Source organism: Devosia sp. XGJD_8, assembly GCF_046614475.1.
Lineage (GTDB): Bacteria > Pseudomonadota > Alphaproteobacteria > Rhizobiales > Devosiaceae > Devosia.
This window is the reverse complement of the sequence record NZ_JBKJHF010000001.1, coordinates 2569685-2587437: the sequence shown is the minus strand read 5'-3', so window position 1 is coordinate 2587437 and position 17753 is coordinate 2569685. Positions and strand designations below refer to the sequence as shown.

Genomic DNA, 17753 nt, shown 5'->3' with positions numbered 1-17753 from the left:
TGCTAGACCATTAACAGGGGCCTGATTCGGGCCATATCACCGCTTGCGGAGCATTCTGGACCCATGGCAGCACGGCCGCTTGGCGAGGACAATTACCCCGATCCCCTGGTGGCCGGGGGGCGGGGCAGTGCCGGGCTGTGGCGCGTGCTGGTGCTGGGGCTGGCGCTGATCGGCATTGCCGTGGTGTTCTCGCTGTTCGGCGAGCGCATTCCACCCGACGCGATCATGACCTTTGTCGGCATCCTGGCGGTGGTGGGGGTGTTCTGCCTCTTCGGGCTGGCAGCCGGGCTGTTCCGCTTTGCCAATGGCGAAGAGCGCCGCACCATTTCCAATGCCGTGGTCGACAGCCTGCCCTTCGGCGCGGTGGTGGCGGATCGCGACGGCAAGATTTCCTACGTCAACGCCCATTATGGCAGCTTCACCGGCGCGGTGACCAATGGCGTGCCGGTAGGCGTGCCGCGGCTGTTTGCCGGGCAGTCCGATGCCGCCGAGGCCATCTACCGGCTGTCGCGCGCCGCCAAGGACGGGCGCTCGGCGGTCGAGGATATCCGCATCATCGGCGGGCTGGGCGGGTCGGTAACCGATACGGCCAAGCCCTACTGGTATCGCGTCGCCGTGCGGCCGCTGCCGGAATCGGACGAGACCAGCAAGCCTCTGGTCATCTGGTCAGTTGAAGACATTACCCGCGACCGCGACAACAATGAGAGCGCCTTCCGCGACCTGCAGCGCGCCATCGACTATCTCGACCATTCGCCGGCCGGCTTCTTCTCGGCCGATGCGCATGGCAGCATCCAGTATCTCAACTCCACGCTGACCGACTGGCTGGGCTATGACCTGGCCGAGTTCAATGCCGGGCATCTGAGCCTTTCCGACCTGGTGCGCGGCGACGGCGCGAGCCTCTTGATGCGCGGCCGCGGCGATGGCGAGATCCGCACCGAGATCATCGATATCGACCTCGTCCGCCGCAATGGCACGAGCTTTCCGGTGCGCCTGCTGCATCGGGCGGCGCGGCTGGCCGATGGCGAACTGGGCGAGACGCGCACCCTGGTGCTCGACAAGTCCAATGCGCCTGATACCGAGGAAGAGCTGCGCGCCGCCGAAGTGCGGTTCTCGCGCTTTTTCAACGACACGCCATTCGCCATTGCCACGCTGGACGGGGAAGGGCGGATCATCCGCACCAATGCCCCCTTCGGGCGCATCTTCAAATGGTCGGGCGAGGAAAAGAGCCTCGAGCTGCAGCCGTTGAGCGAACTGATCGGGGAGGGCAGCCGCGACAAGTTTGCCCGCGCCATCGCCGATGCCGCGGCGCATCGCTCCGAGGTCGAGCCGGTCGATGCCCTGCTCAGCGCCGAGGGCGACCACGCCGTGCGCCTCTATCTTTCGGCGTCGGAAATGAGCGCCGGCTCCCCCGAGCAGGTCAATGTCTATGCGCTGGACATGACCGACCAGCGCAAGCTGGAAGCCCAGTTTGCCCAGAGCCAGAAGATGCAGGCCGTCGGCCAGCTTGCCGGCGGCGTGGCGCATGATTTCAACAATCTGCTGACCGCCATTATCGGCTTTTCCGACCTGCTGCTGCTCAAGCACAAGCCGGGCGACCCATCCTTCAGCGAGCTGATGCAGATCAAGCAGAATGCCAACCGCGCCGCGGGCCTCACCCGGCAGTTGCTGGCCTTTTCGCGCCGCCAGACATTGCGGCCGCAGACGCTGGAACTGCCGCTGATCGTCGATGACCTCACCGTGCTCCTCAAGCGCATGATCGGCGAGAAGAACACGCTGAGCGTCGAGCATGGCCGCAATATCTGGCCGGTGCGCGCCGATGTGGTGCAGCTCGAACAGGTCATCATCAACCTAGTGGTCAATGCGCGCGATGCCATGCCCAATGGCGGCGCCATCACCATCCGCACCAGCAATGTCGAGCGCTCCGAAGCCGAGCGGCTGAACTTCGAGGGCATGGTGCCGGCCGATTATGTGCTGATCGACGTGCAGGATACCGGCACGGGCATGAGCCAGGAGGTGCTGGCCAAGATATTCGAACCCTTCTTCACCACCAAGGAGCTGGGCAAGGGCACGGGCCTGGGTCTCTCGACGGTCTATGGCATCGTCAAGCAGACCGAGGGCTATATCTATCCGGTGTCGGTCGTGGGGGTCGGTACGACCTTCAAGATCTTCCTGCCGCGCCACGTCGCGAGCGCCAACGAACAGGCCGCCAAGGGTGCCGTAGCCGCTGCGCCCGTCCGCGATCTCACCGGGCACGAGCGCATTCTGCTGGTTGATGACGAAGAGAGCGTGCGCGCCTTCTCAGCCCAGGCGCTGCGTGCCACGGGCTATGAGGTGTTCGAGGCCGATGGCGGCGAAGAGGCGCTCGAAGTATTGGAAGATCAGGACTTCAAGATCGACCTGATGATTTCCGACGTGGCAATGCCAGAAATGGACGGGCCGACCCTGCTCAAGCATGTGCGCGAGCAGATGCCCAATCTCAAGGTCATCTTTGTCTCGGGCTATGCCGAGGAAAGCGTGCGCCGCGACATCGAGGACGACCAGAGCGTCGAATTCCTGCCCAAGCCCTATTCGCTCGACCAGATCAATTCCAAGGTCAAGGAAGTGCTGCAGATGCTGGGCAAGGACGAGGTCCATTGAACGTCCACGGACGGTTCGAGGGGCCAGCCGAGCTCAACGTGCTGGGCGAGCCGCTCAGCCCCTGTTCCAGCGATCCGCTTACCGGGTTCTTTCGCACCGGCTATTGCGCCGCCGGGCCGGACGGCGCGGCCTTTCACCTGGTCTGCATCGAGGCGAGCGACAGCTTCCTCGACTACTCCAGATCGGCGGGCAATGACCTGACGACGCCGATGCCGCAATTCGCCTTTCCGGGGCTGGTGGCCGGCAATCGCTGGTGCCTCGTTGCCCAGCGCTGGTCGCAGGCGCATCAGGCCGGCATGGCGCCGCGCGTCTTCCTGCGTTCCACCAACCAGGCCGTGCTGGGGATGATTCCGCTGGGCGTGCTGAAGGCCTATGCGCTGGATTTGAACTGAAGTTCTCACCTCTCCCTTTGGCGGAGAGGTCGGCGCGCAGCGCCGGGTGAGGGGGCCTTTGACAAGATCGGAGCGTGGGGAAGGCCCCCAAGAGGGTCGACCTCTCCTCTCCAGAGAGGCGACGCTCAGTCCAGTTCCCCCAGCACCGCATCGAGCTTGCTGAAGCTCATTTCCATGCCTTCGGCCATGCCGGTCGCCGCGACCATGTCGCGATGGGCCCGGGAGACATAGGTCAGGCGGGTGGTTGCCAGCGTTGACTGGTCCTGCTGCGCAAAGGCGACCTGGCTGCGATAGGGCGGTCCCATGACCTCGCCATCGAACACTTCCTGCGCATCGATCAGGCTGGGCGCATCGATCGCGTCGATCGTGCCGCTCACGGCCAGAAAGTCATTGTTGGGCCCGTGCCATTCGAAGCGATAGGTCCCACCGGGCCGGGCCTCGTAGCTGCAGACCGGCATGGTCCAGCCATCGGGGCCGGTCAGCCAGCGCCGGATCAAGGCGGGCTGCGTGTAGCAGGCATAGACGAGGTGGGGCAGGGCCGCGAAGCCGCGCTGGATGACGATCTCGGTATCGCTGGGCGTGGTGACGGTCAGTGGCTTGCCGAACTGCATGGCGCTGCTCCTAGGTCTTGCCCGAGGCGGCTTCGATGGCCTTGAGCTCGCCGAGCAGGTCGTCGAGCCGGTCGAACTGTGCCGCCCAGAATTTGCGATAGTCGACCAGCCAGCCTGTCGCCTCGGCCAGCGGCCTGGCCTCGAGCTTGCAGGGGCGGCGCTGGGCGTCGCGACCGCGCGAGATCAGCCCGGCTTTTTCCAGCACCTTGAGATGCTTGGATATGGCCGGCTGGCTCATGGCAAAAGGCTCGGCCAGCTCCATGACCGACGCCTCGCCCTGCGCCAGCCGCGCCAGGATCGCCCTTCGCGTCGGATCGGCAAGGGCCTGGAAGGTGGCGTCGAGGGCAGCAGTGCTGGGCATGGCAATAACTCTGAGGTTCTAGAACCGTTGAGTTATGTTGCCTCCGCCCCGCGCTGCCGTCAAGCCGTGCTGCCGGGTATGGGCGTGCCGGGCGCCAGGAGGCCTTTGGCGGCCAGGGTGGTCCACAGTTCGACAGGCACCTTGACGTCCCACCACGCGAGAATGCCGTCGAGCTCGGCTGGCGAGCGCGGGCCGGGAAGCACATTGCATACGGCCGGATGGGTCAGTGGGAACTGCAGCGCGGCGGCGGGCAGGGGAACGCCGAACTGCTGGCACACCGCGTCGATGGCGCGGACCTTGGCGACGATGTCCTCGGGGGCCTTGGCATAGTTGAACTTGTCGCCGCCCACCAGGATGCCCGAATTGAACGGCCCGCCGATGACCACCGAGGCGCCACGCGCCACGCAGGTGCTGAGGAATGGATCGAGCGAGGTCTGCTCGAGCAGCGTATAGCGTCCGGCCAGCAGGAAGACGTCCCAATCGCCCAGCGCGAAGGCGTCCATCAGCACCTGCCATTCGTTGACGCCCAGGCCGATGGCCTTGATGACGCCGCTGTCGCGCAGCTCGCGCAACGCCTTGTAGCCGCCCGTGGCCAGCTGGTTCCACAGCGGCTTGTTGCCTTCCACGCCGTGGGTGGCCACGCCGATATCGTGCACATAGACGATGTCGATGCTGTTGAGGCCCAGCCGCTGCAGGCTGTCCTCGAATGAGCGCATGACCGCATCATAGGAATAGTCATAGAGCTGGTTGAAGGGCAGGGGATCGACCCAGGCGCCCTTGTCCTGCTCGGCAGGCGAAACCGGCTTGAGCAGGCGGCCGACCTTGCTGGACAGCACGACGCCCTCGCGCCGCTCGCGCAGCACATCGCCCATCAGGTGTTCGGAGCGGCCCAGGCCATATTGCGGCGCGGTATCGACATAGGTGATGCCCATGTCCAGCGCGTGGCTGACGGTGGCGCGGGCCTGATCGGCCGGGACGGCGGAGAAGATGCCGGCCAGCGAGGCGCCGCCCAGGCCCAGCGTGGTCACCTCCAGGTCGGTGCGTCCGACCCGGCGTTTTTCGAAAGCGCGAGCAGTCATGTCATCCCTCCAGCAGGCGGAAGGATAACTGACATGTTAGTTGGCCGGCTTCAAGATCAATAGAGATTGCCGACGATGACGGGGTGCTCGACCTCGTTGCGCACCGGGTTGCGCAGCGCCGCGCCGAACTGGGCTTCCTCGATCTCGAAGATGTCGTCGGGCTGCGTCTTGATGCCATCGGCAAAGCTCAGCGTCGCGGTGCCGAACATATGCACATGCACGTCGCCGGGGTGGCGGAACAGGTCATACTTGAAGTGGTGATATTCCAGATTGGCGATGGTGTGGCTCATATTGTCCTCACCCGACAGGAAGGGCTTTTCCCACAGCACCTTTCCGTCACGCAGGATGCGCGACATGCCCTCGATATGGGCCGGCAGGTCGCCCAGGCGCAATTCGGGCCCGAAGGCGCAGGCGCGCAGCTTGGAATGGGCCAGATAGAGGTAGTTGACCCGCTCGGTCACATGGTCGGAAAATTCATTGGCGAGGGCAAAGCCCAGTCGGCGCGGCTGGCCATTGTGGTCGATCACATAGATGCCGGCGATTTCCGGCTCTTCGCCGGCGTCGAGCGCGAAGCCGGGGGAGGGAATGGGGTGGCCGGGGTTGACCACCGAATAGCCATTGCCCTTGTAGAACCATTCCGGCTGCACGCCCTTGCGTCCGTCGGCCGGCTTGCCGCCTTCGAGACCCATGCGGAACATCTTCATCGTGTCAGTGAGGCCGGTCTCGACGGCGCCGCTATTGGCGGTGTGCATGGCGTCGCGCGTGGCAGCGGAGCCCAGATGGGTGAGGCCCGTGCCGGTGACATAGAGATGGGCCGGATCGGGATGATCGACCGGGGCCAGCATGCGGCCTTCGGCCAGGATTGCGGCGCGGTCCAGCGTTTCGCCCAGGCCCATTTCGGCGACCAGTGCGCCGATGCCGCCCTGCCGGGATAGGGCCGTCATGGCCAGGGCATAGACGCTGGTGGCGCCATTCACCAGGCGGGCGGTGCCGCCCTCGATGGCGCCGACGGCGCGCTCGCCATTGGCATCGAAAAACTGGATCAGGTTCATGCTGGGCAACTCCGCTGGCGATTGTCCGGCATAAAGCGCAACAAGGCGCGAAGAGGCAAGCCAAAAATCATACTTATCGTCAGGCGGTCGCGAATCCCCCGCGGCCGTGGCACAAGGTCGGGGCGGCGATTCTGTGCTTCTCCATCCCGATGTTCTCATTTTGTCCCTTGACAGGACGGGAACAAGATGAGAACAAATAGCGCACATTCAAGGCATGGCCACCTGCGGTGTCGGCGCGTTGCGCAGCCTCCAAGAGCGTGGAATAAGGAGAGAACTGATGGCTAACGCGCCGCTACGTGTTGTTGAAGGTGGATCGATGGATAAGGACAAGGCACTTGCCGCGGCGCTCAGCCAGATTGAGCGCAATTTCGGCAAGGGCTCGATCATGCGCCTGGGCGAGGCGTCCTCGATCGAGGTCGAATCGATCTCGACCGGGTCGCTCGGCCTCGACATCGCGCTGGGCATTGGCGGCCTGCCCAAGGGCCGTATCGTTGAAATTTTCGGGCCGGAAAGCTCGGGCAAGACCACGCTGGCGCTGCATGTCATCGCCGAGGCCCAGCGGGCCGGCGGCATCTGCGCCTTTGTCGACGCCGAGCATGCGCTGGACCCGATCTATGCCCGCAAGCTGGGCGTCAATGTCGATGACCTGCTGATCTCCCAGCCCGATGCCGGCGAGCAGGCGCTCGAAATCACCGACACGCTGGTGCGAAGCGGTGCCATCGACGTGCTGGTGGTCGATTCGGTGGCGGCGCTGACGCCGCGGGCCGAACTCGAAGGCGAGATGGGCGATGCCCTGCCGGGCCTGCAGGCGCGGCTGATGAGCCAGGCCATGCGCAAGCTGACCTCGTCGATCTCCAAGTCCAAGTGCCTGGTCATCTTCATCAACCAGATCCGCATGAAGATCGGCGTGATGTATGGCTCGCCCGAGACGACGACGGGCGGCAATGCCCTCAAGTTCTACGCCTCGGTTCGCCTCGACATCCGCCGCATCGGCGCGCTCAAGGATCGCGAAGAGATCGTGGGCAACCAGACCCGCGTGAAGGTGGTCAAGAACAAGCTGGCCCCGCCCTTCCGCCAGGTCGAATTCGACATCATGTATGGCGAAGGCATTTCCAAGACGGGCGAATTGCTCGATCTGGGCGTCAAGTCCGGCATTGTCGAGAAATCGGGCGCCTGGTTCTCCTGGGACAGCCAGCGTCTGGGGCAGGGCCGCGAGAATGCGCGCCAGTTCCTCAAGGACAATCCGGCGATCGCCAATACGATCGAACAAGGCGTGCGCGAAAGCTCGGGCCTGCTCGGTGAGGTGCTGCTGGTGGCCGGCGGCGACGACGAGGCCGCGGGCGACGACGAATAGGCTATCCACCCATGCAGGGTTTGCTGGAGGCATCGCGCAGGCGGTGCCTCTTTTTTGTTTGGGCGCCGTGATGCCAGTGCCGCAGCAATGCTGGACATTGCCGCGACCGGCACGATAGAAAGCCAGCCGACCTTCTCTGCGGCGCATCGCGCCATTCTCCGCAATGAAAGCCTTTTGATGACCAGCGTAAACGACCTCCGTTCGAGCTTTGTCGACTACTTTGCCCGCAATGGTCACGAGGCCGTGCCGTCGAGCCCTTTGGTGCCGCGCAACGATCCGACGCTGATGTTCACCAATTCGGGCATGGTGCAGTTCAAGAACACCTTTACCGGCGTCGAAAAGCGCCCCTATTCGCGCGCCACCACGGCACAGAAATGCGTGCGCGCCGGCGGCAAGCACAACGACCTCGACAATGTCGGCTTCACCGCGCGCCACCACACCTTCTTCGAGATGCTGGGCAATTTCTCGTTCGGCGATTATTTCAAGGACCACGCCATCGAGCTGGCCTGGAACCTTTTGACCCGCGACTGGGGCCTGCCCAAGGACAAGCTGATGGTCACCGTCTATGAGGACGATGACGAGGCGCTGGACCTGTGGAAGAAGATTGCCGGTCTCTCCGAGGACCGCATCGTCAAGCTCGGCGCCAAGTCGAACTTCTGGCAGATGGGCGATACCGGCCCCTGCGGCCCGTGCTCGGAAGTGTTCTATGATCATGGCGAGCATGTCTGGGGTGGCCCGCCGGGCTCGCCCGAGGAAGATGGCGATCGCTGGATCGAGATCTGGAACCTGGTCTTCATGCAGTATGAGCAGCATGGCGACGGCTCCCGCACCGGCTTGCCGCGGCCCTCGATCGATACCGGCATGGGCCTCGAGCGCGTCGCCGCGGTGATGCAGGGCGTGCATGACAATTACGATATCGACCTGTTCCGCTCACTGATCGCCGCCACGGCAAATGCCACCGGTGCCGATATCGACGGCGAGGGCAACCGGAGCCTGCGCGTCATTGCCGATCACCTGCGCTCCATGAGCTTCCTCATCGCCGAGGGCGTGCTGCCCTCCAATGAGGGCCGCGGCTATGTGCTGCGCCGCATCATGCGCCGCGCCATGCGCCACGCCACCCTGCTCGGCAGCAGCGAGCCGGTCATCTACAAGCTGGTGCCCACCCTGGTGCGCGAGATGGGCCAGGCCTATCCCGAACTCAGCCGCGGCGAAGCAATGATCGCCGAGACTGTTCGCCTCGAAGAGGGCCGCTTCCTCAAGACGCTCGGCCGCGGCCTGCAGATCCTCGATGCCGAGACCAGCGAGATGAGCGAAGGCGCGGTACTCAATGGCGCCGCCGCCTTCAAGCTCTACGACACCTATGGCTTCCCGCTCGACCTGACCCAGGATGCCCTGCGCCTGCGCGGCATCACGGTCGACCAGGCCGGTTTCGACGCCGCCATGGCCGCCCAGAAGGCCGAGGCCCGCAAGAGCTGGTCCGGCTCGGGGGAAGCGGCCACCGATACGGTGTGGTATGGCCTCGCCGACAAGCTCGGCCCGACCGAATTCCTCGGCTACGAGACGGAAACGGCCGAGGGCGAGGTCAAGGCCCTGCTCAAGGACGGCAAGGAAGTGTCGGCTCTGTCCGATGGCGAGGAAGGCTTCGTCGTCGTCAACCAGACGCCCTTCTATGGCGAAAGCGGCGGCCAGGTCGGCGATACAGGCTCGCTCAAGGGCGAGGGCGTCGCCGCCACCGTCACCGACACGCAGAAGCATCACGGCGTCTTCGCCCACAAGGTGAGCGTCACCGCCGGCACGCTCAAGCTCGGGCAGCCGCTGACGCTTGTCGTCGATCACGAGCGCCGCTCGTCGATCCGCGCCAACCATTCGGCGACCCATCTGCTGCATGAGGCGCTGCGCATCGTGCTGGGCGACCATGTCGCCCAGAAGGGCTCGATGGTGTCGCCCGATCGCCTGCGCTTCGATTTCGTCCACACCAAGCCGGTCAGTGACCAGGAAATGGCCGAGGTCGAGGACATTGCCAATGCCATCATCCTGCAGAACACCCCGGTGGAAACGCGGCTGATGGGCGTCGAGGAAGCCAAGGAATCGGGCGCTCGCGCGCTGTTCGGCGAAAAGTATGGCGACGAAGTCCGCGTCGTGGCCATGGGCGAGCCCACTGGCAATGGCCTGGGCTGGTCGGTGGAGCTGTGCGGCGGCACCCATGTGCGCCGCACCGGCGATATTGGCCTGGTCTCCATCGTGGCGGAAAGCGCCGTCGGCGCCGGTGTGCGCCGCATCGAGGCACTGACCGGCAAGTCGGCGCGGCATCGCGGCAATACCAATGTGGCCATCGTCAATGCCGCGGCGGGCCTGTTGCGCGCGGGCAGCCATGAAGTGCTCGATCGCATCGGCGCGCTGCAGGACAATCTCAAGAAGATCGAGCGCGAACTCACCGATGCCCGCAAGAAGCTGGCTCTGGGCGGGGGCAGCGGCGCCGGCGCCACCGCGGCGGCCGACGAGGCCGTCAACGGCGTGACCTATGTGGGCCGCACCGTCGAGGGCATTGCCGCCAAGGACGTCAAGGGCCTGGTCGACAGCGAGAAGAAGCGCATCGGCTCGGGTGTGGTCACCGTCGTGCTCAAGGGCGATGACGGCAAGGGCACGGTAGCCATCGGCGTCACGCAGGACCTGACTTCGCGCTATGCGGCGGGCGAGCTGATCAAGCTGGCCACGGCTGCCTTGGGCGGGCAGGGCGGCGGCGGCCGCCCCGACATGGCACAGGGCGGCGGGCCGGACGGCTCCAGGGCCGCCGAAGCCATCGCCGCGGTCCGCGCCGCGCTCTAGGCGATCGCCACAACAGCAAATCCCCGCCTCGGCGGGGATTTTTGTTTTGCAGGCTGGCTACAGCCCGGTGCGGTAGAAGAACAGCCGCGGCTTCCAGACGATCTTCATCTTTTCCGTCAGCACATTGGCTAGGCCCGCTGCGAGCACGATGACCAGGCCGGCAATGGCCAGCAGGTCCGGCACCTCGCCATAAAAGGCCGCGCCGAGCACGATGGCCCAGATGAGCTGGCTATACTGCACGGGCGCGACCAGATTGGCCGGCGTCACCTTGGTCGCCTGAATGATCAGCAGGCCGCCGACGCCGCCGAACAGGCCGATAATGAGGAAGATTCCCAGCTGCTCCCAGGTGGGCCAGACAAAGGTAGGCAGCATCAGCACGAAGTTGACGGCGAGCGAATAGAGCGCCAGCACGCCCACAATGCTCACGCGGCGCTCGGTCGGGGCGATGTGGCGCAGGATGACCGTGGTCGTCGCGCCGAAGAAGATGGCGGCAAAGGCCGCCAGATGGCCCATCTCGAGCGTGCGCATGCCTGGCCGCACCACCAGCAGCACGCCGAGAAACCCAACGAAGAGCAGCAGCCAGCGCAGTTTGCGGACGTGCTCCTTGAGCAACAGGACCGACAGCGCCGTCACGACAATCGGTGTCATGAAGGCGATGGCATAGACCTCGGCAAAGGCAATGTGGGTAAAGGCATACATGATGCAGGCCGTGCCGCAGATGGCGGTGACGCAGCGCAGCTGCAGCAGCCATTTGTGGCGCAGCTGAAACATCTCGCCCCAGCGCTCGTGGCGATTGGTGACGATCAGCGGGATCACCGAAAAGGCGGTGGTGAAGAAGGCCAGTTCGAACACCGAGATGCCGGTGCCGATCCCCTTGATCAATGCGTCGGCCATGGAAAAGCTGGCATAGGCCAGAAAGGCTAGAAAGACGCCGACCGGCATCGAAAGACCTGAAATATGAGGAAGACTCGGAAAAGCTGCCGTTACCATACAAGCGCCGATTGTCGGCGTCGACCATGACGAAGCTAGATTTCCGGGCCCTGCACTTCGGTAATGTCGGTGGGCGAGCTGGGCCGGCGGGCGCGGTATTCGGCGAAGCGCCCGGCAATGCGGGTGCGGGCGCCGTCGATGAACACATTGACCAGCCCCGACAGCACCACCACGGCCAGGCCGATATAGGCGACGAAATCGGGATATTCGAAGTAGAAGAATGCGCCCAGGCCGATGGCCCAGACGATCTGCACATACTGGATCGGCGCCACCTGGCTGGCCGGGGCATTGCGCGTGGCGGCGATCAGCAGGATATGCCCCATGCCCACCATGCTGCCGGAGGCGGCCAGCAGGCCGAATTGCTGCGCAGTCGGCATGATGAAGCTGGGCGCCATCAGCACGGCATTGATGATGATGACATAGAGCGCGGGCAGCACGATCAGGCTCACCCGCTTCTCGGTCGGCGCGATGACGCGGAGGATGGTGGTGGTGGAGGCGCCGAACACGGCACAGAGCAGGGCGGTCAGGTGCCCCAGTTCCAGCTCCCGGAAGCCGGGCCGCACCACCAGCATGACGCCGAGGAAACCCAGCGCCAGCATGGCCCAGCGGATGGCATCGACCTTTTCCTTGAGGAACAGCACCGACATGACGGTGATGAACAGCGGCATCATGAAGACCAGCGAATAGGTCTCGGCAAAGGGGATGGTGGTGAAGGACACGGTCACCAGGATCGCCGAGGCCACGCCGGTAAACGAGCGCAGATGCACGAGGAAGGGATGCTTGAGCCGGAAGCTGTCGCGCCAGCGCTCACCCTTCGGCTTGGCGAAGGCGGCCGGGATCAGGCCAAAGACGGCAATGAAGAAGCCGATTTCGAAAACGGATAGGTCCTGCCCGAAGCCCTTGATGATGGCATCGCCACAGGAATAGACCGAGTAGGCGACAACCGCATAAATCACGCCGACCGGCATGGCGAATCCAATGAAATCGAGTTGTGGGCAATGGCGCGACCATAGGTTGGCGCCGCGATTTGGTCGACACAAATAGCACGGTGCCCACCGCCCGCAGTGGAATTGCGAAAAATGGCGTCCCGCCGGTAGGGCCACGTTAGCCACTCGGGCAGGCCAGCGATCACAAATTGCGCCCGGCCCCGGGACGTTAACCCGGCAACAAGCGCCTGCGCCGCTAACTTGCCTCCAAACCAGGAGGTTTCCGAATGAACTTATCAGCGAGAACGCTGGCTGCAGCAGTAGTGGCATGGCTGGCCCTGGCGACCATGGCCACGGCCGACGACTGGATGGTGGACCGGCTGCGTGGACAGGCCATGGTGCAGGTCGATGGGCAGTGGCGGGATCTCGCGCGCGGCGACATTGTCGATGACTCCAGCCCGATCAAATCCCTCGATGGCAGCCGCGTGACCTTAGTTCGCGGCGTGGAGCGCATCGAGCTGAGCGGGGCAACCGAGATACGGATTTTCGACCGGGTCGGCGAGAAGATGACGACGGTCATGCAGGCCTATGGCGAGGTGACGATCGAGGCGGAGCGGCGCAACGTCCAGCATTTCTCGGTGCAGACGCCTTACCTGGCGGCCATCGTCAAGGGAACGCGGTTCACTGTCGTTTCCGATGACAGGCAATCCAATGTGGAAGTCTCGCGCGGCCTGGTACAGGTCCAGGACTACGTGCACGAGGTGGCAACCGATATCGCGCCCGGACAGACGGCAGTGGTGGCCGATGATGTCGCCCTGCAGGTGACCGGCCGCGGCGCCAAGGCCCCGATGGTGACGTTCGATGGCGTGCTCGTCTCCGATCCGGCGCCGGGTGAGCCGGGCAATGCCAGCAACAACGGTAATGGCCGTGGTGGTGCGGGCAACAGCGAGAACACGCCGGCTGCCAGCAAGAGCAATGGCACTGGTGGCGCGGGCAATAACGGCAAGGGTTCTGACGGCAACAACGGCAACGGTAACGGCGTCAGCGGCAATGGCGGCAGCGGCAACAATGGCAATGGCAATGGCGGGGGCGCCGCGAGCAATAACGGTAATGGTGGCGGTGGCAAGAGCGAAGATACCCCGGCCGGCAACAGCGGCAACCATGGCGGCAGCGGGAATGGCGGCGGTGCCGCTCACAACAATGGCAATGGGAGCGGTGGCGCCGGAAACAGCGAGAATCCGCCGGCTGCCGGGCGCCAATAGCGACCGGGTGTCGCTAGGAAGTACCCTGCTGGCCGGCTAGTCTTGCCCGCAGCTCCATCTGGCTTATCGGCCTTCCGAGCAGATAACCCTGCCCGAAATTGCAGCCCCAGCCGAGGAGCTGGCTTGCCTGCTCCTCGGTTTCGATCCCCTCGGCCACGGCAACCTTGCCCAGTCGCGTGCAGAGCTCGACGACAGTATGCAGCAGCGCATCGTCGGCGGGCTGCCGGCCCAGGCGCCGGACGAAGCTCTGGTCGATCTTGATCTTGTCGAAGGGCAGGGTGCTGAGATAGCTCAGCGCCGAATAGCCGGTTCCGAAATCGTCGAGCGACAGTTGCACACCGATCTGCTTGAGCCTGCTCAGCAGGGCCTGGGCGTCGTCGAGATGTTCGACCAGGGCGCCCTCGGTGATTTCCACATCCAGGCGATCGGGCGCCAGGCCGGATACGTCGAGCGCATGCGAGACATCACCCAGAATGTCGCTGAGGCGCAGCTGGGCAGGCGACACGTTGACGGCGACGCGGACCGGCATGGGCCAGCTTGCGCATTCGCGGCAGGCGGCAACCAGGGCCCAGCGTCCCAGCTCGACAATGTAGCCGGTCTCCTCGGCGAGGGGGATGAAGTCTGCCGGTGAAATGGCGCCGTGCTGGGGGTGATCCCAGCGCATCAGGGCCTCGGCCCCTATGATGGTGCGACTGCGCAGATCGATCTGCGGCTGATAGACGAGGCTGAGCTGGTTGGCAGCGATGGCTTCGCGCATCTCGAGGTCGATCTGGCGCCGCCGATCGATGGCCTGGCTCTGGGCGGGGTCGAAGCCGTTGCGCTCCAGCCCGCCCGCTTCGCCATGCAGGAGCGCAATGCGGGCGTTGCGCAGCAGGGACCGTTCGACATTGTCGCCGGTGGCATGCGCCATTGCGATGTCTATCGTGATGCCATGCCCCGCCACGCGCTGGGTTCCCGAGATGGCACGGCGAATGTCGTTGCACTTTGCCGCGGTTGCGGTGTCGTCCAGCGCCGTGTCGAAGCAGAGGGCAAAGACGTCCTGCGCTACATAGGCGAGCAGGGTGTGCGGCATGGCGGCCAGGCGCGTGCCGGTGTTGCGGAGCACCGCATCGGAAATGTCGGTGCCGAGCGTGCCGCGGACGTGGTCGAGGCGCCGGAGCTTGATCAGGATGATGGTGCCGACCGGGCCCAGACGCGGCAGGGCCTCGACTAGCCCGGTGCGCGATAGCGTCCCCGTCGTCTCGTCATGCGTTGCCAGGTATGCAAGGCGCCGTTGCGCCGCACGCCGCTGACGAATCTGGTCGCCCACTTCGTTGGAGAGGGCTGCGGCAAAAAGCACCGGCAGCCCCGCATGGAGCACTGCGGTGTCGATCATCATCGCGTTGCCCAGATAGGCGATGAGGCTGATGCCTTCCCAGGCCAGCATCGTCGCCAGGACGAGGCCGCCAATGCCCCAGATCGGGATCCGGCCCCCGAATGCGGCCAGCATCAAGGCGCACATGCCCAGGACAAGGGCCGAGGGCAGAAAGCCGAGCTCGCGCAGGGGGCGGTCGAGGATCAGGGTCTCGACGGCCAGTGCCTGGACGATCGGACCGGGTATGGTCCCGAAGCGCGGGACCTGAAAGAAGTCCCGCAATTCCACGGCGGTGGCGCCCACAATGACATTGCGGTCGCGGAAGGCGTCGGCAGCCACCCGACCTTCAATCACGTCGATGAAGGAGAAGCGCGCCAGGGCATTGGCGTTTATGCCATAGTCGATCCCGACATGGTCCACCTGCTCCACAACACGCCCCGAAAGCACATGGGCCAGCGCGGGAATGAAGCTGCCGTCGCTGGACAGTCCCGACAGGAACTGCCGCGCCAGCCCCAGCTCGTCGAGCAGGATATTCACGCTGGCTGCGCCGGCATGCTCCAGGAAGGCGGGCAGTGGCTCGGCGAGGACAGGGCCCTCAGGGGTCTGCTGCTGAAAGGCGCCCAGCCATGCATAGCCTCCGGCCCGGGCAAGGGCGTCGGCAAAAGGCTGGTCCTGGTCGGGCGTGCTGGCGCTGGAAAAATCGATGTCGAAGGCCATTTCGGCAGCGTCCATTGCCACAAGCCGATCCAGCAGCCGGGCATAGAGCGCCCGCGGCCACGGCCAGACCCCGATTTCGGCGAGGCTCTTGCTGTCGATCTCGACCAGAACGGTACGTCCGGAAGGCTCCAGTCCAGCCAGGCTGAAGCGGATATCCTGCAGGAGCTTGTCCTGCGATGCCAGGCCGCCGGCGGCGGTCATCGCGATCAGGCCCGCCAGAAGCGCAGCGATGAGTCCCAATCGAAACCAGCGATTCACCGTGAAGCCTCCGAACCGTGTTCAACCGACAGCATTAGGCTGCTTCGGTAAAGAGCGGATGAGCGGCCGCACCGGCTCGGGCGGATCATTCTCAACATGGGCTGAATAGAGCATTCATGCAGGTGTCATCCGCATGATGATTTGAATTGCGCGCGGTTGTGCAGTCCCCGATAAATTGGACTGACTTTGCTGGAGGGCAATATTCATGCGCATCATTCGTAATCTTGTGCTCGGCGCCATTGCGGCGCTGGGCCTGGCATTCCCGGCTGTGGCGGCCGAGCGCGCCATCATCGTGCTCGATGGGTCCGGTTCGATGTGGGCGCAGATCGAGGGCAAGGCGCGCATCACCATTGCACGCGAAACGCTAAGCTCGGTGCTGGCGACGCTGCCCGATGAACTCGAGCTTGGCTTCATGACCTATGGTCACCGCGAAAAGGGCAATTGCGCCGATATCGAAATGCTGGTCCAGCCCGCCACGGGCACCGGCGCGGCCATTGCCGCTGCGGCCGATGGCATCAATCCCAAGGGCATGACGCCAATTTCCGACGCGGTGCGGCTTGCCGCTGAGGACCTCGCCTTCACCGAACAGAAGGCCACGGTGATCCTGATCACCGATGGGCTGGAGACCTGCGAGGTCGACCCGTGTGCGTTGGCATCGGACCTTGAGGCCCAGGGCATCGACTTCACCACCCATGTGCTGGGCTTCGGCCTCTCGGACGAGGAGGGCCAGCAGGTGGCGTGCCTCGCCGAGAATACCGGCGGCAAGTATCTGTCGGCCAATGACGGCGCTGCGCTGGTCGATGCCCTGACGGCCACCGTTGCCGAAGTCGCCCAGGCCGCGCCTGAGCCCGAACCAGAGCCGGCCCCCGAGCCGGAGCCCGCAGCGCTCGACTATACCGTGGCGCCGACTGCCGCGCTTTCGGAGGGCGGCCCGGACATGACCGATGAGGGCAATGACCTGGTCTGGAGCTTCCACACCGTGGGCGCCGATGGCGCAGCGGGCGAATGGATCCGCACCGAATACCATGCCGGCGCGCAGATCGACATGGAGCCGGGCGACTATATCATGCGGGCCGAATGGGGCGCCGCCAGCGTCGACCAGCCGGTGACCGTGGTCGCCGGCGAAGTGATCGCGCCGCATTTCGTGCTCAATGCCGGCAAGCTCATCGTGCGGCCCTATCCGTCCGAGGGCCAGCCGGTGGATGACGGGGCCTCCGTCAATGTCGCCTATCCCGGCGGCGCGGACACGACCGGCTATGGCGAGAGCACCTTCCGCCTGCCGGCCGGCGAACAGACGCTGACCGTACGTCTGGGCGAGGGCGAGCATGTCGAGACCTTCACCCTTGCCGCCGGCGAGACCATCGAGAAGGACATCGTGCTCGGCGTGGGCCTCGCCGTGATCAATGCGAGCTATGTCGAGGGCCTGCCGGTCGAAGACGGCGGCATGGCCGTCAATATCGCCAAGGCGCAAAAGGCACTGGATGGCTCGCGCGAAGAGGTCAGCTATGGCTATGGACCGGGCAATGAGTTCGAGCTGCCGCCTGGCGACTATGTCGTCCGCATCAGCATGGACGAGGCCATGGTCGAGGTGCCGTTTACCGTCGAGGCCGGCCAGCGCATCGATGTGGAAGGCGTGCTCGGTGCCGGCGTGGTCGCCCTCACCATGCCGGGGGCAGACAGCTTCAAGCTCTTCGATGCCAAAGCTGATATCCAGGGCAACCGCACCGAGCGCGGCTATGGCTATGACGCGGACCACCAGACGACGCTGGCCGCCGGCGACTATCTCGTGCGCGTCCGCTATGACGACGACAGCGAGACGGAAACCGCCTTCACGGTGGTGGCGGGCGAGCGTCTGGAGCTGACGGTCGAAAAGGGCGAGGGCAAGTCCAAGACCAAATAGGCGAACGGCCGGTCACACAATGATCGAGGGCGCC

Annotated in this window: 13 protein-coding genes; 6 read left to right on the top strand and 7 right to left on the bottom strand. The window is 64.8% G+C overall.

All coding sequences use genetic code 11. From position 1 onward, the window contains the following. The first annotated feature begins 63 nt into the window (after positions 1 to 63). On the top strand, positions 64 to 2637 hold the full coding sequence (cckA, locus tag ACLI1C_RS12395; protein WP_411397227.1) for a cell cycle histidine kinase CckA: 2574 nt from the start codon (positions 64 to 66) through the stop codon (positions 2635 to 2637). Continuing rightward, positions 2634 to 3029 carry a DUF2237 family protein gene (locus ACLI1C_RS12390; RefSeq protein ID WP_411397226.1) on the top strand — a complete coding sequence of 132 codons (396 nt, stop codon included), beginning with the start codon at positions 2634 to 2636 and terminating at the stop codon, positions 3027 to 3029. The genes cckA and ACLI1C_RS12390 overlap by 4 nt, the downstream gene beginning before the upstream one ends. Before the next feature lie 125 nt (positions 3030 to 3154). Here ACLI1C_RS12390 and ACLI1C_RS12385 read toward each other — a convergent pair whose 3' ends face one another. From ACLI1C_RS12385 to araD1, 4 genes are read right to left on the bottom strand one after another with little or no spacing between them, the layout of a single operon-like run. After that, positions 3155 to 3640 carry an SRPBCC domain-containing protein gene (locus ACLI1C_RS12385; protein WP_411397225.1) on the bottom strand — a complete coding sequence of 162 codons (486 nt, stop codon included), beginning with the start codon at positions 3638 to 3640 and terminating at the stop codon, positions 3155 to 3157. A gap of 10 nt (positions 3641 to 3650) precedes the next feature. Beyond that, positions 3651 to 4001: an ArsR/SmtB family transcription factor gene (locus ACLI1C_RS12380; protein WP_411397224.1), complete on the bottom strand. Its 351-nt coding sequence runs from the start codon at positions 3999 to 4001 to the stop codon at positions 3651 to 3653. A 59-nt stretch (positions 4002 to 4060) separates the two neighbouring features. Further along, a complete protein-coding gene (locus tag ACLI1C_RS12375) occupies positions 4061 to 5080 on the bottom strand; it encodes an aldo/keto reductase (RefSeq protein WP_411397222.1) in 1020 nt (339 codons plus the stop codon). Positions 5081 to 5136: 56 nt separating this feature from the next. Then, the gene (gene araD1, locus ACLI1C_RS12370; protein WP_411397220.1) at positions 5137 to 6132 is read right to left on the bottom strand and encodes an AraD1 family protein; all 996 of its coding nucleotides are present in this window, start codon (positions 6130 to 6132) and stop codon (positions 5137 to 5139) included. Positions 6133 to 6409: 277 nt separating this feature from the next. On the opposite strand from araD1, the gene recA reads away from it, so the two are divergent. Both recA and alaS read left to right on the top strand, forming a co-directional pair. Then, positions 6410 to 7486, top strand: a complete 1077-nt coding sequence (gene recA / locus ACLI1C_RS12365) for a recombinase RecA (protein ID WP_411397219.1) — start codon at positions 6410 to 6412, stop codon at positions 7484 to 7486. A 177-nt stretch (positions 7487 to 7663) separates the two neighbouring features. Further along, positions 7664 to 10312 (top strand): alanine--tRNA ligase, encoded by a 2649-nt coding sequence (gene alaS / locus ACLI1C_RS12360; RefSeq protein ID WP_411398319.1) that lies wholly within the window; start codon positions 7664 to 7666, stop codon positions 10310 to 10312. 57 nt (positions 10313 to 10369) lie between these two features. Here alaS and ACLI1C_RS12355 read toward each other — a convergent pair whose 3' ends face one another. Both ACLI1C_RS12355 and ACLI1C_RS12350 read right to left on the bottom strand, forming a co-directional pair. After that, positions 10370 to 11254, bottom strand: coding sequence for a DMT family transporter (locus tag ACLI1C_RS12355; protein WP_411397217.1), 885 nt, complete (start codon positions 11252 to 11254; stop codon positions 10370 to 10372). 83 nt (positions 11255 to 11337) lie between these two features. Continuing rightward, complete coding sequence (locus ACLI1C_RS12350; RefSeq protein WP_411397215.1) at positions 11338 to 12270, bottom strand: DMT family transporter; 933 nt, start codon at positions 12268 to 12270, stop codon at positions 11338 to 11340. Between the two features lie 245 nt (positions 12271 to 12515). On the opposite strand from ACLI1C_RS12350, the gene ACLI1C_RS12345 reads away from it, so the two are divergent. Continuing rightward, positions 12516 to 13490, top strand: a complete 975-nt coding sequence (locus tag ACLI1C_RS12345) for a FecR domain-containing protein (RefSeq protein WP_411397214.1) — start codon at positions 12516 to 12518, stop codon at positions 13488 to 13490. A 13-nt stretch (positions 13491 to 13503) separates the two neighbouring features. On the opposite strand, the gene ACLI1C_RS12340 is transcribed toward ACLI1C_RS12345, so the two are convergent. Continuing rightward, entirely contained in the window at positions 13504 to 15819 is a 2316-nt protein-coding gene (locus tag ACLI1C_RS12340; protein WP_411397212.1) for a putative bifunctional diguanylate cyclase/phosphodiesterase, read from the bottom strand. A 205-nt stretch (positions 15820 to 16024) separates the two neighbouring features. Here ACLI1C_RS12340 and ACLI1C_RS12335 point away from each other — a divergent pair, with 205 nt between their 5' ends. Beyond that, on the top strand, positions 16025 to 17719 hold the full coding sequence (locus ACLI1C_RS12335) for a vWA domain-containing protein (RefSeq protein WP_411397211.1): 1695 nt from the start codon (positions 16025 to 16027) through the stop codon (positions 17717 to 17719). Positions 17720 to 17753 lie beyond the last annotated feature (34 nt).

What these genes read in the sequence shown, in the direction of transcription:
- ACLI1C_RS12375 (WP_411397222.1), bottom strand. Translation starts at nt 5,080, where the DNA reads ATGACTGCTCGCGCTTTCGAAAAACGCCGGGTCGGACGCACCGACCTG.
- ACLI1C_RS12380 (WP_411397224.1), bottom strand. Translation starts at nt 4,001, where the DNA reads ATGCCCAGCACTGCTGCCCTCGACGCCACCTTCCAGGCCCTTGCCGAT.
- ACLI1C_RS12350 (WP_411397215.1), bottom strand. Translation starts at nt 12,270, where the DNA reads ATGCCGGTCGGCGTGATTTATGCGGTTGTCGCCTACTCGGTCTATTCC.
- recA (WP_411397219.1), top strand. Translation starts at nt 6,410, where the DNA reads ATGGCTAACGCGCCGCTACGTGTTGTTGAAGGTGGATCGATGGATAAG.
- ACLI1C_RS12385 (WP_411397225.1), bottom strand. Translation starts at nt 3,640, where the DNA reads ATGCAGTTCGGCAAGCCACTGACCGTCACCACGCCCAGCGATACCGAG.
- ACLI1C_RS12355 (WP_411397217.1), bottom strand. Translation starts at nt 11,254, where the DNA reads ATGCCGGTCGGCGTCTTTCTAGCCTTTCTGGCCTATGCCAGCTTTTCC.
- cckA (WP_411397227.1), top strand. Translation starts at nt 64, where the DNA reads ATGGCAGCACGGCCGCTTGGCGAGGACAATTACCCCGATCCCCTGGTG.
- ACLI1C_RS12335 (WP_411397211.1), top strand. Translation starts at nt 16,025, where the DNA reads ATGCGCATCATTCGTAATCTTGTGCTCGGCGCCATTGCGGCGCTGGGC.
- araD1 (WP_411397220.1), bottom strand. Translation starts at nt 6,132, where the DNA reads ATGAACCTGATCCAGTTTTTCGATGCCAATGGCGAGCGCGCCGTCGGC.
- ACLI1C_RS12345 (WP_411397214.1), top strand. Translation starts at nt 12,516, where the DNA reads ATGAACTTATCAGCGAGAACGCTGGCTGCAGCAGTAGTGGCATGGCTG.
- alaS (WP_411398319.1), top strand. Translation starts at nt 7,664, where the DNA reads ATGACCAGCGTAAACGACCTCCGTTCGAGCTTTGTCGACTACTTTGCC.